This is a genomic window from Citrobacter sp. MGH105 (genome assembly GCF_001037485.2).
GTDB lineage: Bacteria > Pseudomonadota > Gammaproteobacteria > Enterobacterales > Enterobacteriaceae > Citrobacter > Citrobacter portucalensis.
On the sequence record NZ_CP073048.1, the window covers coordinates 1,807,365 to 1,821,422 of the forward strand.

The 14,058-nt window shown below is 51.8% G+C and carries 13 protein-coding genes; 9 read left to right on the plus strand and 4 right to left on the minus strand.

Annotation, left to right across the window (positions count from 1 at the left end):
• Positions 1 to 62: 62 nt before the first annotated feature.
• Entirely contained in the window at positions 63 to 1,010 is a 948-nt protein-coding gene (gene pbpG, locus SK35_RS08470; protein WP_048215922.1) for a D-alanyl-D-alanine endopeptidase, read from the plus strand.
• Between the two features lie 101 nt (positions 1,011 to 1,111).
• Here pbpG and dld read toward each other — a convergent pair whose 3' ends face one another.
• Positions 1,112 to 2,821: a D-lactate dehydrogenase gene (gene dld, locus SK35_RS08475; RefSeq protein WP_048215923.1), complete on the minus strand. Its 1,710-nt coding sequence runs from the start codon at positions 2,819 to 2,821 to the stop codon at positions 1,112 to 1,114.
• A gap of 232 nt (positions 2,822 to 3,053) precedes the next feature.
• Here dld and bglX point away from each other — a divergent pair, with 232 nt between their 5' ends.
• The 5 genes from bglX to SK35_RS08500 all read left to right on the plus strand — a co-directional run bounded on the left by bglX (position 3,054) and on the right by SK35_RS08500 (position 9,338).
• On the plus strand, positions 3,054 to 5,351 hold the full coding sequence (gene bglX / locus SK35_RS08480) for a beta-glucosidase BglX (protein ID WP_075551243.1): 2,298 nt from the start codon (positions 3,054 to 3,056) through the stop codon (positions 5,349 to 5,351).
• Between the two features lie 232 nt (positions 5,352 to 5,583).
• Positions 5,584 to 6,501 (plus strand): glycine betaine ABC transporter substrate-binding protein OsmF, encoded by a 918-nt coding sequence (gene osmF / locus SK35_RS08485; RefSeq protein ID WP_048215924.1) that lies wholly within the window; start codon positions 5,584 to 5,586, stop codon positions 6,499 to 6,501.
• 15 nt (positions 6,502 to 6,516) lie between these two features.
• Complete coding sequence (locus tag SK35_RS08490; RefSeq protein ID WP_048216408.1) at positions 6,517 to 7,683, plus strand: ABC transporter permease; 1,167 nt, start codon at positions 6,517 to 6,519, stop codon at positions 7,681 to 7,683.
• On the plus strand, positions 7,676 to 8,623 hold the full coding sequence (locus SK35_RS08495) for an ABC transporter ATP-binding protein (RefSeq protein WP_048215925.1): 948 nt from the start codon (positions 7,676 to 7,678) through the stop codon (positions 8,621 to 8,623). The genes SK35_RS08490 and SK35_RS08495 overlap by 8 nt, the downstream gene beginning before the upstream one ends.
• Entirely contained in the window at positions 8,607 to 9,338 is a 732-nt protein-coding gene (locus tag SK35_RS08500; protein ID WP_048215926.1) for an ABC transporter permease, read from the plus strand. Before SK35_RS08495 ends, SK35_RS08500 begins: the two co-directional genes overlap by 17 nt.
• Here SK35_RS08500 and SK35_RS08505 read toward each other — a convergent pair.
• Positions 9,319 to 9,426 (minus strand): protein YohO, encoded by a 108-nt coding sequence (locus tag SK35_RS08505; protein ID WP_003027354.1) that lies wholly within the window; start codon positions 9,424 to 9,426, stop codon positions 9,319 to 9,321. The genes SK35_RS08500 and SK35_RS08505 overlap by 20 nt on opposite strands.
• Positions 9,427 to 9,477: 51 nt before the next feature.
• Positions 9,478 to 10,209, minus strand: coding sequence for an HTH-type transcriptional regulator MlrA (gene mlrA, locus SK35_RS08510; protein ID WP_003027351.1), 732 nt, complete (start codon positions 10,207 to 10,209; stop codon positions 9,478 to 9,480).
• Between the two features lie 225 nt (positions 10,210 to 10,434).
• On the opposite strand from mlrA, the gene SK35_RS08515 reads away from it, so the two are divergent.
• Genes SK35_RS08515 through SK35_RS08525 form a run of 3 tightly spaced genes read left to right on the plus strand, consistent with a single transcriptional unit; the run spans position 10,435 to position 13,353 of the window.
• Positions 10,435 to 12,120, plus strand: coding sequence for a sensor histidine kinase (locus tag SK35_RS08515; RefSeq protein WP_003834458.1), 1,686 nt, complete (start codon positions 10,435 to 10,437; stop codon positions 12,118 to 12,120).
• A complete protein-coding gene (btsR, locus tag SK35_RS08520) occupies positions 12,117 to 12,836 on the plus strand; it encodes a two-component system response regulator BtsR (RefSeq protein WP_003840155.1) in 720 nt (239 codons plus the stop codon). Before SK35_RS08515 ends, btsR begins: the two co-directional genes overlap by 4 nt.
• A 46-nt stretch (positions 12,837 to 12,882) precedes the next feature.
• Positions 12,883 to 13,353 (plus strand): DUF1456 family protein, encoded by a 471-nt coding sequence (locus SK35_RS08525; protein WP_003834454.1) that lies wholly within the window; start codon positions 12,883 to 12,885, stop codon positions 13,351 to 13,353.
• 43 nt (positions 13,354 to 13,396) lie between these two features.
• Here the strand turns inward: SK35_RS08525 and SK35_RS08530 are convergent, their stop codons facing one another.
• The gene (locus SK35_RS08530; RefSeq protein WP_032943976.1) at positions 13,397 to 13,855 is read right to left on the minus strand and encodes a YehR family lipoprotein; all 459 of its coding nucleotides are present in this window, start codon (positions 13,853 to 13,855) and stop codon (positions 13,397 to 13,399) included.
• Between the last annotated feature and the right edge of the window lie 203 nt (positions 13,856 to 14,058).

Sequence of the window (14,058 nt, forward strand, 5' to 3'; positions counted from 1 at the left end):
TAATACTTAGTCTCTGGCGGTGTGCGTTGTGACGTGCGTGAACCATTATCAGAAATCTCATCATGCTGAAATTCCGAGTTTCATTATTAAGCCTTGCCCTGGTGCTGGCCGTTCCTTTTGCACCCCAAGCCGTGGCTAAAACGGCACCTACTGTAGCAGCTTCTCAGCCTGAGATAGCGTCCGGTAGCGCGATGATTGTTGATCTGAATACCAACAAAGTTATCTATTCGAACCACCCGGATCTGGTGCGTCCGATTGCGTCGATTACCAAATTAATGACCGCGATGGTGGTGCTTGATGCACGACTGCCGTTGGATGAGAAGCTGAAAGTTGATATCAGTCAGACGCCGGAAATGAAAGGCATCTACTCTCGTGTGCGACTGAACAGTGAAATTAGCCGTAAAGACATGCTGCTGCTAGCGCTGATGTCATCAGAAAACCGTGCGGCGGCGAGCCTGGCGCATCATTACCCTGGCGGTTATAACGCGTTTATTAAGGCCATGAATGCCAAAGCGAAAGCGCTCGGCATGACTCAGACTCGCTTTGTGGAACCAACCGGCTTATCGATTCATAACGTCTCGACCGCCCGTGATTTAACCAAGCTGCTGATCGCCAGCAAACAGTATCCGCTGATTGGTCAGTTAAGCACCACGCGTGAAGATATGGCGACTTTTGCCAACCCGGCTTATACGCTGCCATTCCGTAACACTAACCATCTGGTATACCGCGATAACTGGAATATTCAGTTAACCAAAACCGGGTTTACCAATGCGGCAGGCCACTGTCTGGTGATGCGCACCGTGATCAATAACAAACCGGTGGCGCTGGTGGTGATGGATGCGTTCGGTAAATATACCCACTTTGCTGATGCCAGCCGTTTACGTACCTGGATCGAAACGGGCAAGGTGATGCCGGTTCCGGCAGCGGCGCTGAGCTATAAAAAGCAAAAAGCGGCGCAGATGGCAGCGGCGGGTTCAGTGACGAGCGAGCAAACTGCACAGAACGATTAAATAAGACAACTTATCCGGCATACACATAGCTAATGTAGCGGTAGTCCGGGCAAGCGAAGCGCCCCCGGCAACATGCCCGGTGGCGCTTATCTTTTTCTGGTTTACGACTCTTTCCAGAACTTTTGCTTACTCGTTTTACCAATCCCCGGATTCATACTGTTGGTGGGGTCATTCTCGCGGTAAAAACGGGTTAATGTTTCCGGTGCTTTATACAGATGTCCGACGTTATGCTCTGCTGGATACTGTGCTCCGCGCTCGTGCAGAAGCTCCAGCATCTGCTCTTTCAGCGCATGCGCATCCACGCCTTTTTTCACGATGTAATCCTGGTGGAAGACGTAGCACATAAAGTGGCCGTAATAGAGTTTGTGCACCAGTTGGCTGTCGATCTCTGCGGGCAGATGCTCGTACCATTCGGTGTCGTTACGGCGCAGCGCGATATCCAGCGCCAGAATATCTTCCACTTCATCGGCATGTACGGCCTGATAACGAATCGCCGCGCCAGCCGCCGCAAAGCGATGCAAAAACGCTTTGCTGCCTTCTTCCGGCGTACAGGCAAAGAAGTCGCCTTCAGCGGTTTTGAAAAACTCGCTTAGCCAGTTTTGCGCTTCAGCCACGCCGCCACCGGCCATTTTTAATAGCAGGTGATGTTCGTACTTATCGCGCCAGCTTTTCATGCGCGCGGGTAAGTGGCTGGGGAACAAATGGCCAAATTTCTGCATAGCCCGATCGGTGAAATGTGGACGGAAAATTTTCACTTTTTCCAGCATCGCATCGGTGCGACCTTTCAGGGTGAAGAAGAAGGGCATTTTGTCGGTGCCGAGCTTGTCGATCATCAGAAACGTATCTTTGCCGTATTGCTCAGCGATGTCATAAATATCGCGGTGCATATATTCACCGGCGACCGGCAGATGCTCAAATTTTGCCAGAATATGACGGCGAATCTCCGTCAGTACCTCTGGCTGGTTGGTACCGATGTAAAAGACCTGCTGGTTTTTTTCGGCTTCGAAGGTGTCCAGACGCACCGCAAAAACCGCGAGCTTGCCTGCACAACCGGATGATTCAAACAACCGATCCGGGTCGGCGTTATAGCGAGCGGGCGTGTCCGCCTCAATATCTCTGACGCGGGTAACGTAGTCGTGATCGTGTGCATAACGTCCATCGTGGCGCACATCGTCATCTTTGATACGCTCGTCATCAAGTTTGCTAAGGATCTGTTCTGGGGTCTGGCCCAGTTCGATACCCAGATGGTTAACCAGCTGTAATTTACCCTGCTCGTCAATACGCGCAAACAGCGACATCTCCGTATATGCCGGACCGCGCTGAACCAGCGAGCCGCCGGAGTTGTTACAAATACCGCCAATCACTGAAGCGCCGATACAGGAAGATCCGATCACCGAATGCGGCTCACGGCCAAACGGTTTGAGCGCTTTTTCCAGTGAATAAAGCGTGGTGCCGGGATAGGCCAGCACCTGTTCGCCTTTGCCGATGACGTGCAGCTTATCAAGGCGCAGGGTGCTGATAATGACAATCTCGCGGTCGTAATCATTACCGCTCGGCGTAGAGCCTTCGGTCAGGCCAGTGTTGGCGGCCTGCATCAGGATAATTTTATCTGCGGCGACGCAAGCGTTGAGGACGCGCCACAGTTCTAAAAGCGAGCCAGGGAACACCACGGCGAGTGCATCGCCCTGACCGGAACGGAATCCCTTGCGATAGCGGGCGGTTTTAGCAGGGTCTGTGAGCAGGTGTGAATGACCTACCAGACGGGTCAGTTCATTCAGAAAAGCTTTATTATCTGTTGTAATGGAAGACATTCTCCACTCCTTGTGGTGGGACTCAATATCAGGAACAAGCATAGCGCTTTGTATGACAATACGCTTTCTCATTCACATTGTCTCTGGGTTGTCCTCCACTGAGTCGCGTTGGTTTCGAAAATTAGGAGAATAACCTTAGCTTTCTTTATCGCTCCCGTTTAGTCTTACGGCAAACTGCGGTTTTTGTTATATTTTCGCTGCCTCGTCGGGAAAAAATAAAGAGAGAATCATCATGAAATGGCTATGTTCTGTAGGTGTCGCGGTGAGTCTGGCGTTGCAACCAGCGCTGGCGGACACGCTGTTTGGTAACCATCCTCTGACGCCAGAAGCGCGGGATGCATTCGTTACCGATTTACTTAAACAGATGACAGTGGATGAGAAAATTGGGCAACTACGCTTGATAAGCGTAGGGCCTGATAACCCGAAAGAAGCCATCCGCGAGATGATCAAAGACGGGCAGGTTGGGGCAATTTTTAACACCGTCACGCGCCAGGATATCCGCAAAATGCAGGATCAGGTGATGGAGCTCAGCCGCCTGAAAATTCCTCTCTTTTTTGCCTACGACGTATTGCACGGCCAGCGTACCGTGTTCCCGATAAGTCTCGGCTTGGCGTCCTCTTTTAATCTCGATGCGGTCAGAACCGTTGGCCGTATTTCCGCGTATGAAGCTGCCGATGATGGTCTGAATATGACCTGGGCGCCAATGGTCGATGTCTCTCGCGATCCGCGCTGGGGCCGTGCTTCAGAAGGTTTTGGTGAAGACACGTATTTAACGGCTACGATGGGTAAAACCATGGTGGAAGCGATGCAGGGGAAAAGCCCGGCTGACCGCTATTCGGTGATGACCAGCGTCAAGCACTTCGCCGCCTATGGCGCGGTTGAAGGTGGCAAGGAATATAACACCGTCGATATGAGCCCACAGCGTCTGTTCAACGACTATATGCCGCCGTATAAAGCCGGGCTGGACGCCGGTAGCGGTGCGGTGATGGTGGGTCTTAATTCGCTGAACGGTACACCAGCAACCTCAGATGCATGGCTGCTAAAAGACGTGCTGCGAGATGAATGGGGCTTTAAGGGGATTACCGTTTCCGATCACGGCGCGATTAAGGAACTGATTAAGCACGGTACCGCCTCTGATCCTGAAGATGCGGTGCGTGTGGCGATCAAGTCCGGCATCAACATGAGTATGAGCGATGAGTATTACAGCAAATATCTGCCGGGCTTGATTAAATCCGGCAAAGTGACGATGGCGGAGCTGGACGACGCCGCGCGTCATGTGCTGAACGTGAAATATGATATGGGGTTGTTTAACGATCCGTACAGCCATCTGGGGGCCAAAGAATCTGACCCACAGGACACCAACGCAGAAAGCCGTTTGCATCGCAAAGAGGCGCGTGAAGTGGCGCGCGAAAGCCTGGTGTTGCTGAAAAACCGTCTGGAAACGTTGCCGCTGAAAAAATCCGCCACCGTGGCGGTTGTCGGACCGCTGGCCGACAGCAAGCGTGATGTAATGGGCAGTTGGTCCGCCGCCGGTGTTGCCGATCAGTCGGTAACGGTGCTGACGGGGATTAAAAATGCCGTCGGCGAACAAGGCAAAGTGCTGTACGCCAAAGGGGCGAATATCACCAACGACAAAGGCATTGTCGATTTCCTCAACCTGTATGAAGAAGCGGTGAAGGTTGATCCGCGTTCGCCGCAGGCGATGATCGATGAAGCCGTTAACGCCGCGAAGCAATCTGATGTGGTTGTCGCGGTAGTCGGTGAAGCGCAGGGCATGGCGCATGAAGCCTCCAGCCGCACCGATATCACCATTCCGCAAAGTCAGCGTGACCTGATTGCTGCGCTGAAAGCCACGGGTAAACCTCTGGTTCTGGTGTTGATGAACGGTCGTCCGCTGGCGCTGGTGAAGGAAGATCAACAAGCCGATGCGATCCTCGAAACCTGGTTTGCCGGGACGGAAGGCGGTAACGCCATCGCCGATGTGCTGTTTGGTGATTACAATCCGTCAGGCAAGCTGCCGATGTCTTTCCCGCGCTCTGTTGGACAGATCCCGGTCTATTACAGCCATCTCAATACCGGCCGTCCGTATAACGCCGATAAGCCGAACAAGTACACGTCGCGCTACTTTGATGAAGCCAATGGTCCGTTGTATCCCTTTGGTTATGGCCTGAGCTACACCACGTTTACGGTTTCTGATGTGAAGCTCTCTTCTCCGACGATGAAGCGTGACGGAACCGTGACGGCCAGCGTGCAGGTGACCAACACCGGCAAACGCGAAGGTGCAACGGTGATTCAGATGTATTTACAGGATGTGACCGCCTCCATGAGTCGTCCGGTAAAACAGCTGAAAGGTTTTGAAAAAGTGAATCTTAAGCCTGGTGAAACCCAGACCGTCAGCTTCCCGATTGATATTGAAGCGCTCAAATTCTGGAACCAGCAGATGAAATACGATGCAGAACCTGGCAAATTTAACGTTTTCATCGGCGTGGATTCCGCCAGAGTGAAGCAGGGCGAATTTGAACTGCTGTAATAGATGAATAAAGTCATGCAGCATGCCTGATGGCTCTACGCTTATCAGGCTGACAAAGTCGTATAATCCGGCAAATTCACATTGGGTTTGCCGGATTTTTTTTATTTTATTATCGCCTTACCGCTAATAACTCTCAACGTTACCACCCAATTGCCAGGTTAAGGCTTGATTTTTCGACTATGCTTTTTCCTCAAGTCTCTGAAAAGGGCCGTAAAAGGATGAGGAGTACAGCATGATAATCTCAAAAGTATCGGTGGGTTCGCTGGTGCTGTTAGCCGCGATAAGCCTACCCTTACAGGCCGCGTCACCCGTCACGGTTGGTTCAAAAATAGATACCGAAGGGGCGCTGCTCGGCAACATTATTTTGCAGGTGCTCGAAAGCCATGGCGTGAAAACTGTCAATAAAGTACAGCTGGGTACCACCCCAGTAGTGCGTGGGGCAATCACCTCCGGTGAGCTGGATATTTATCCGGAATATACTGGTAATGGCGCATTCTTTTTTAAAGATGAAAATGATCCCGCGTGGAAAAATGCTCAGGCCGGTTTCGATAAAGTGAAAAAGCTGGATGCAGAGCAAAATAAGCTGGTCTGGCTAACACCTGCACCCGCCAATAATACCTGGACCATTGCGGTACGCCAGGATGTCGCGCAAAAGAACAAGCTTGAGTCCCTTGCTGATTTAGGCCGCTACCTGAAAGACGGGGGAACGTTCAAACTTGCTGCCTCTGCTGAATTTATCGAACGGGCTGACGCGTTGCCTGCGTTTGAAAAAGCCTATGATTTCAAACTAAATCAAAATCAGCTGTTGTCGCTAGCTGGGGGAGATACCGCGGTGACGATTAAAGCAGCGGCGCAGCAGACTTCTGGCGTCAATGCGGCGATGGCTTATGGCACAGATGGCCCGGTTGCGGCGCTCGGTCTGCAAACTTTAAGCGATCCAAAAGGTGTCCAGCCCATTTATGCGCCAGCACCCGTCGTACGTGAATCGGTGCTGAAAGACTACCCGCAAATGGGAGAATGGCTACAACCAGTTTTTGCCAGCCTGGATGAAAAAACGTTGCAGCAGCTGAATGCCAGTATTGCCGTGGAGGGGCTGGATGCGAAAAAAGTTGCAGCAGACTACCTGAAGCAAAAAGGATGGGTGAAGTAACGGAGTTTGCAGCAGGTGGGTGTTTTGTCAAAGATTTCAGTTAATCGGGTGCTGTTGTTACTGGTACTTCTTACCTTCGCGGCGGCAGCGCTGCCTTTCATTAGCTATGCGCCTAATCGCCTGGTCTCCGGTGAGGGGCGCCAACTCTGGGATATCCGGCCCGACATGGCGTGGGGATTGGCAGTAGCCTGTTTGCTGCTGTTTCTTCTATGCTTTGTACCGGGAAAGCCCGGCAATATATTGACCCTTGTTATTAGCCAGTTGCTGGTTATTGCAGCGCTGGTAACCGCAGGAACAACGGCAACGTATCTGGCCCAGACGGGAAGTCCACTGGCCAGAACCAGCCTGGGCAGCGGGTTCTGGTTGGGGCTAGGACTAATGTTGCTGGCCGCCAGTGACGCTATTCGTCGCATAACCGAGCTGGCATCATGGCGTTGGCTGTTACACGCGCAAATGTTTATTTTTCCGCTGGTGCTTTTGTTCTCCGGCACGTTTAACGATCTTTCCCTGCTTAAAGAATATGCCAACCGTCAGGATGTCTTCAACGACGCCCTGACGCAGCATCTGACAATTCTGTTCGCTACCGTGGTGCCCGCGCTGCTTATTGGTGTGCCGTTGGGCATCTGGTGTGCTTTCTCTGTCTCCCGTCAGGGGCCGGTTTTTGCGGTACTGAATATCATCCAAACCATTCCCTCAGTCGCGCTGTTTGGCCTGTTAATTGCGCCCCTTGCCGGGTTGGTGAAGCACTTTCCTTTGTTGGGTTCGCTCGGCGTCGCCGGAACCGGCCTGACGCCTGCGCTTATTGCGTTAGTGCTGTATGCGCTGTTACCGCTGGTTCGTGGCGTTGTGGCTGGGTTGAATCAGGTGCCGCAGGATGTACTGGAAAGCGCCCGAGCGATGGGGATGAACACTTTCCAGCGGTTTGTCTCGGTGCAGTTCCCGCTGGCATTGCCGGTCTTCTTGCGCAGTTTACGGGTAGTGATGGTGCAAACGGTGGGAATGGCGGTGATTGCTGCGCTGATTGGCGCAGGGGGATTTGGCGCGCTGGTCTTTCAGGGATTGCTCAGTAGCGCCGTCGATTTAGTGTTGCTGGGCGTGATCCCCGTTGTGGTACTGGCAGTATTGATTGATGCGCTGTTTGATTTAGGGCTCGCGCTGTTGAAGGTAACAAACAATGATTGAATTTCGCCATGTCAGTAAAACCTATGGTCAGCAAACAGCCGTTGACGACCTTAACCTGCGGTTGGGGGAGGGCAGCTTTTCGGTGTTAATTGGCACGTCAGGTTCCGGGAAATCCACCACGCTGAAAATGATCAATCGGCTGGTTGAACATGACAGCGGACAGATTCGCTTTGCCGGGGAAGAGATCCGCAGCCTGCCGGTGCTGGAGTTAAGGCGGCGCATGGGATACGCGATTCAGTCGATTGGCTTGTTTCCCCACTGGACAGTCGCGCAGAACATCGCCACGGTGCCGCAGCTACAAAAGTGGTCGCGTTCTCGTATTGATGACCGAACAGACGAACTGATGGCGCTGCTGGGTCTTGAGGACAGTTTGCGCCATCGTTATCCGCATCAGCTGTCTGGCGGGCAACAGCAGCGGGTCGGAGTGGCGCGTGCCCTGGCGGCAGATCCGCAGGTACTGCTGATGGATGAGCCTTTTGGCGCGCTGGATCCGGTCACACGTGGTGCGCTGCAGCAGGAGATGACGCGTATTCATCGTCTGCTCGGGCGTACCATTGTGCTGGTGACGCATGATATCGACGAGGCGCTAAGGCTGGCGGAGCATCTGGTTCTGATGGATGCAGGAAAGGTAGTACAGCAGGGCACGCCGCTGTCGATGCTGACAGCACCGGCGAACGAATTCGTGCAAACATTCTTTGGCCGTAGTGAACTGGGCGTACGTCTGTTGTCGCTTCGCACGGTAGGGGATTTTATCCGTCGCGGTGAACACACAGCCGGTGAACCGTTGGTAGATGAAATGACGCTGCGTGATGCGTTGTCGGTGTTCGTAGCACGCGGTTGCGACGTCTTGCCGGTCGTGACCCCGCAGGGGTTGTCCTGCGGGACGCTTCATTTTCGTGATTTGCTTTCGGAGATGCCGACCCGTGAAACGTCTTGCTGATCCGTTGTTATGGCTTATTGTCCTGTTTCTGGTCCTGTTAGTTGGGTTGCCTCATAGTCAGGCCTTGTTCAGTGCGCTATTTCCGGCGCTACCGCGTCCCGTGTATCAGCAGGAAAGTTTTGCGGCGCTGGCACTGAGCCATTTTTGCCTGGTGGGGATTTCAAGCCTGATTGCCGTACTCATTGGCACCGGGGCCGGTATAGCGGTAACCCGGCCCTGGGGCGCGGAATTCCGGCCGATGGTGGAAACCATTGCCGCCGTGGGGCAGACCTTTCCGCCAGTTGCGGTGTTGGCGATAGCTGTACCGGTGATGGGATTTGGTCCTGAACCGGCAATTATCGCGTTGATCCTGTATGGTGTATTACCGATCTTGCAGGCAACGCTGGCCGGACTCGGAGGAATTTCACCCAGCGTGATGGATATTGCCAGCGGAATGGGCATGAGTCAGGGGCAGCGGCTGCGTAAAGTCGAGTTGCCGCTGGCGGCCCCGGTGATTCTGGCCGGGATTCGCACGTCGGTGATTATTAATATCGGCACCGCAACCATCGCCTCAACCGTTGGGGCGAACACGCTGGGTACGCCGATTATTATCGGGCTGAGTGGGTTCAATACCGCCTATGTGATTCAGGGGGCGCTGCTGGTCGCGCTGGCGGCGGTAATTGTTGACCGCGGGTTTGATAAATTAGCGAGACATCTTACCCGGCACGTAAAATAAAGGTATAGCCTGCCAGCATGACACCGCCGATACCGCCGATGGCCATCAGCAAGAAGAGGGTAATGACACCGATTTTAGCTGCGCTCATTATGCACTCCTTATGTGAATTCAAGGATTGTACACGTTTGTTAATAGAATATTAAATGCCGAGTGGATAAATATCGTGACCCAACGCGCGCCATTCATTCAGCTGTTGCTGCTGAGCGGGCGTTTGGTTCTCGCCGCACCAGACAAGCAAGGTGCGACCTTCAAACAGCTCCGGTCGCAGTTGGTTCAGCGAATGGGCAAGGACGTCAATGCGCCATCCCTGCTGGCTGGCGACCCAACCCTCCAGCCATAAACGGGTCGTATCCTGAATGTTCCAGCCAACCACCAGAGCATCTTTCCCCTGTTTCTTACGTGCTGAGGCCAGACAAATCGCGATATAGTTGATCAGTACGCCGTCGAGGATCCCCAGTAACGCCTGCAGGATCGGCTGTTGGCATTGCAAACGTCGGCGCAACGGAATGAACAAATGGGTGTTGAGCGTTTGCGCGGGATAATCCTGGCCGCGCTCTTTGATCCACAGTCTGAGGCTATGCAGATTATTACTTTGCAAATAGCTCAACAGCGTCTCTTGTTGTTCACGCCAACCGTTATGCACATCAATGCTCTCATTGCTGAGCAACATTTTAACCTTGCTGACCTGAACACCGTTGTTTATCCAGCGTTTTATCTCGCGGATCCGGTCGATATCCGCATCGTTAAACAGGCGATGCCCGCCGTCTGTCCGCTGCGGTTTAAGTAATCCGTAACGCCTCTGCCACGCGCGTAAAGTGACAGGGTTGATATCACAAAGCAAAGCCACTTCACCTATTGTGTAAAGCGCCATCGTCGTCTCACTCTTGCTCGCGAGGTCCCAGTTTTACTTTAGACGCTCTTTTGCGAACCAGGTAGTTTTGTCTGTTTTTTGATCTATGAATGGGTGAATTTGTAACCATGCTCGCGCTTTCGAGTGATCGTTCTCACAAATTCGTCTTTTTTTGCAACACTTCAAAGAAAGTTATACGCAGCCCATGTATGTTACGCGCTTTTAAGTGATGTGTGGTTGGCGGGTATGTACGAGTTTAATCTGGTGTTGCTGCTGCTTCAGCAGATGTGTGTGTTCCTCGTTATCGCGTGGCTCATGAGCAAAACGCGTTTGTTTATCCCGCTGATGCAGGTGACTATCCGACTCCCGCACAAACTGCTTTGCTATGTTACTTTTTCCATTTTCTGCATTTTAGGCACCTATTTCGGGCTGCATATCGATGACTCTATTGCTAACACTCGCGCTATTGGCGCGGTGATGGGCGGGCTGCTTGGCGGCCCGGTGGTTGGCGGTTTAGTTGGTCTTACCGGCGGTTTGCATCGTTATTCGATGGGGGGGATGACTGCGCTTAGCTGCATGATCTCGACCATTGTGGAAGGGTTGCTCGGCGGGCTGGTGCACAGCGTGCTTACCCGTCGTGGTCGTACCGATAAAGTCTTTAGTCCGCTGACCGCGGGGGCGATTACCTTTGTTGCCGAACTGGTGCAGATGCTGATCATCTTATTAATTGCGCGTCCGTTCGATGATGCGTTTCGGTTGGTCAGCAATATTGCCGCGCCGATGATGGTGACCAATACCGTGGGCGCCGCATTATTTATGCGTATTTTGCTCGATAAACGGGCGATGTTTGAAAAATATACCTCCGCTTTTTCCGCCACAGCACTCAAAGTTGCCGCCTCAACGGAAGGTATTTTGCGCCAGGGATTCAACGAGGTTAACAGCATGAAGGTTGCTCAGGTGCTGTATGAAGAGCTGGATATCGGTGCGGTGGCGATTACCGATCGTGAGAAACTGCTGGCATTTACCGGTATTGGTGACGATCACCATCTACCCGGAAAACCTATTTCATCGTCATATACCCAACGCGCGATTGAAACCGGAGAGGTGGTGTATGCCGATGGGAATGAAGTTCCTTACCGTTGCTCTTTGCACCCGCAATGCAAATTAGGCTCGACGCTGGTGATCCCCCTGCGAGGTGAAAACCAGCGGGTAATGGGGACCATCAAACTTTATGAAGCCAAAAACCGCCTCTTTAGTTCGATCAACCGTACGCTGGGGGAAGGGATCGCCCAACTGCTTTCGGCGCAAATTCTGGCCGGGCAGTATGAGCGGCAAAAAGCGATGCTCACGCAGTCGGAAATAAAACTCCTGCACGCCCAGGTCAATCCCCATTTTCTGTTTAATGCTCTCAACACCATCAAAGCTGTGATCCGACGCGATAGCGAGCAGGCCAGCCAACTGGTGCAGTATCTGTCGACGTTCTTTCGTAAAAATTTAAAACGCCCGTCGGAAATTGTGACGCTGGCAGATGAAATTGAACACGTTAATGCTTATCTGCAAATTGAAAAGGCACGATTCCAGTCACGTCTTCAGGTGACCTTGACGGTGCCAGAAGAACTTTCGCATCAGCAATTACCCGCCTTTACTCTGCAACCCATCGTGGAGAATGCCATTAAACACGGTACTTCTCAGTTACTGGATACCGGTGAAGTATCGATTACCGCCCGTCGCGAAGGGCAATATCTGATGCTGGATATCGAAGACAATGCCGGGCTGTATCAGCCAACCTCAGAAGCCAGTGGACTGGGTATGAATCTGGTCGATAAACGACTGCGCGAGCGGTTTGGCGATGATTTTGGCATCAGCGTAGCGTGTGAACCTGACCGCTTTACCCGAATCACTTTACGACTTCCTCTGGAGGAACTGGCATGATCAAAGTGCTGATTGTCGATGACGAACCGTTAGCCCGGGAGAATCTGCGGATCCTGTTGCAAGAGCAAAGCGACATCGAGATTGTCGGTGAATGTTCGAATGCGGTGGAAGCCATTGGCGCGGTGCATAAATTGCGTCCGGATGTTCTGTTCCTTGATATTCAGATGCCGCGTATCAGCGGCCTGGAAATGGTTGGCATGCTTGATCCCGAGCATCGTCCGTACATTGTTTTTCTGACCGCCTTTGATGAGTATGCGGTGAAAGCCTTCGAAGAACATGCGTTTGATTATCTGCTCAAGCCGATTGAAGAAGCACGGCTGGAAAAAACGCTGATCCGTTTGCGTCAGGAGCGCACCAAGCAGGATGTGTCGCTGCTGCCAGAAAATCAGCAGGCGCTGAAGTTTATTCCGTGCAGCGGCCATAGTCGGATTTATTTGCTGCAAATGGATGATGTGGCGTTTATCAGCAGTCGCATGAGTGGTGTGTATGTGACGAGCAGCGATGGTAAAGAAGGCTTCACTGAGTTGACGCTCAGGACGCTGGAGAGCCGTACTCCTCTGCTGCGTTGTCATCGGCAATATCTGGTAAATATGGCGCAATTGCAGGAGATCCGTCTGGAAGACAACGGTCAGGCGGAACTGATTTTGCGTAACGGACTGACCGTTCCGGTGAGTCGTCGTTATCTTAAAAGTCTAAAAGAGGCGATTGGACTGTAAAACTGATACACTGCGCGCCATTGCATCACCGACAGTTGAAGGCTCTATGCTAAGTAACGATATTCTTCGTAGCCTGCGCTACACCCTGAAAGCGAACAATAACGACATGGTGCGTATTCTTGCGCTTGCTGACATGGAATCCACCTCCGCAGGTTTCGATACCTGGATGACAAAAGAAGATGAGGCTGGGTTTGTTCGTTGCCCGGATATCATTCTCTCCGGTTTTTTAAACGGCCTGATTTATCATCTGCGTGGTAAAGATGATTCTGCACCGGAACTGGCGCTGGAGCGTCGTGTTAATAACAATACGGTGCTGAAAAAGCTGCGTATCGCCTTTTCGCTGAAAACCGACGATATTCTGGCTATTATGACCGAGCAGAAATTCCGTGTGTCGATGCCGGAAATTACCGCCATGATGCGTGCCCCTGATCATAAGAACTATCGCGAATGCGGCGATCAGTTCCTGCGTTATTTTCTGCGTGGTTTGACATCACGGGTACATAACGCGAAACCATAAAGAAAAAATGGGCGACACCGATTAACATCGGGTCGCCGATGGTTTACTTCACTTCTTTAAAACCCGCCGATTCCATTACCGTTTGCATTTGCTTCATGCTGATGTTTTTATCGGCGTTTTCAGAGAGTTTCATCCCTGAAATGGCCTGCAACGCTTTTATATCAACTTTTTCCATATCGATAGTGACATTTTCTTGCGCGTAGGTATCTGAATAGGTGAGTTTTTCTTCTATGCCAGTAATGTTTTGATATTTGGCGCTTAATGCGTCGAATACTTTTGCTGCTTCCTCTTTATTGCTGGCACCGACTGACGCATAGCTAATTTTACTTTCGGAGATTTGCTTCAGGACCTTATCACCTTTATAGGTGTAAGAGACGGTGATATCAGAACCATTAATGTTGGCATTGAATGTTTTTGTCTCTTCTTTATCACCACATCCCGCCAGGGAAAAAACCACAATCGATGCCACGGCGAGAGAAAATAATTTTTGTAACGCTTTCATGTAAAACTCCATTTCATGAATATCGAATGTTAAATAATAACGTCCACGAATCTGGTGAGCCCGGACTACCTTGATACCAGAGCAGTATAGAATAAATCTAATATTAACAACGAAGCAGTCCGAAAATGGAGCAGGGGTTAAGATTAGAGGAAGTACTTGCGTAGCAAAAAAAAGCGCTGCGGTTGCAGCGCTTGAGATGTTTG

Bases quoted from the DNA above. Each gene is read 5' to 3' on its own strand.
- pbpG (WP_048215922.1), top strand. From the start codon at position 63: ATGCTGAAATTCCGAGTTTCATTATTAAGCCTTGCCCTGGTGCTGGCC.
- dld (WP_048215923.1), bottom strand. From the start codon at position 2,821: ATGTCTTCCATTACAACAGATAATAAAGCTTTTCTGAATGAACTGACC.
- bglX (WP_075551243.1), top strand. From the start codon at position 3,054: ATGAAATGGCTATGTTCTGTAGGTGTCGCGGTGAGTCTGGCGTTGCAA.
- osmF (WP_048215924.1), top strand. From the start codon at position 5,584: ATGATAATCTCAAAAGTATCGGTGGGTTCGCTGGTGCTGTTAGCCGCG.
- SK35_RS08495 (WP_048215925.1), top strand. From the start codon at position 7,676: ATGATTGAATTTCGCCATGTCAGTAAAACCTATGGTCAGCAAACAGCC.
- SK35_RS08505 (WP_003027354.1), bottom strand. From the start codon at position 9,426: ATGAGCGCAGCTAAAATCGGTGTCATTACCCTCTTCTTGCTGATGGCC.
- mlrA (WP_003027351.1), bottom strand. From the start codon at position 10,209: ATGGCGCTTTACACAATAGGTGAAGTGGCTTTGCTTTGTGATATCAAC.
- SK35_RS08515 (WP_003834458.1), top strand. From the start codon at position 10,435: ATGTACGAGTTTAATCTGGTGTTGCTGCTGCTTCAGCAGATGTGTGTG.
- btsR (WP_003840155.1), top strand. From the start codon at position 12,117: ATGATCAAAGTGCTGATTGTCGATGACGAACCGTTAGCCCGGGAGAAT.
- SK35_RS08525 (WP_003834454.1), top strand. From the start codon at position 12,883: ATGCTAAGTAACGATATTCTTCGTAGCCTGCGCTACACCCTGAAAGCG.
- SK35_RS08530 (WP_032943976.1), bottom strand. From the start codon at position 13,855: ATGAAAGCGTTACAAAAATTATTTTCTCTCGCCGTGGCATCGATTGTG.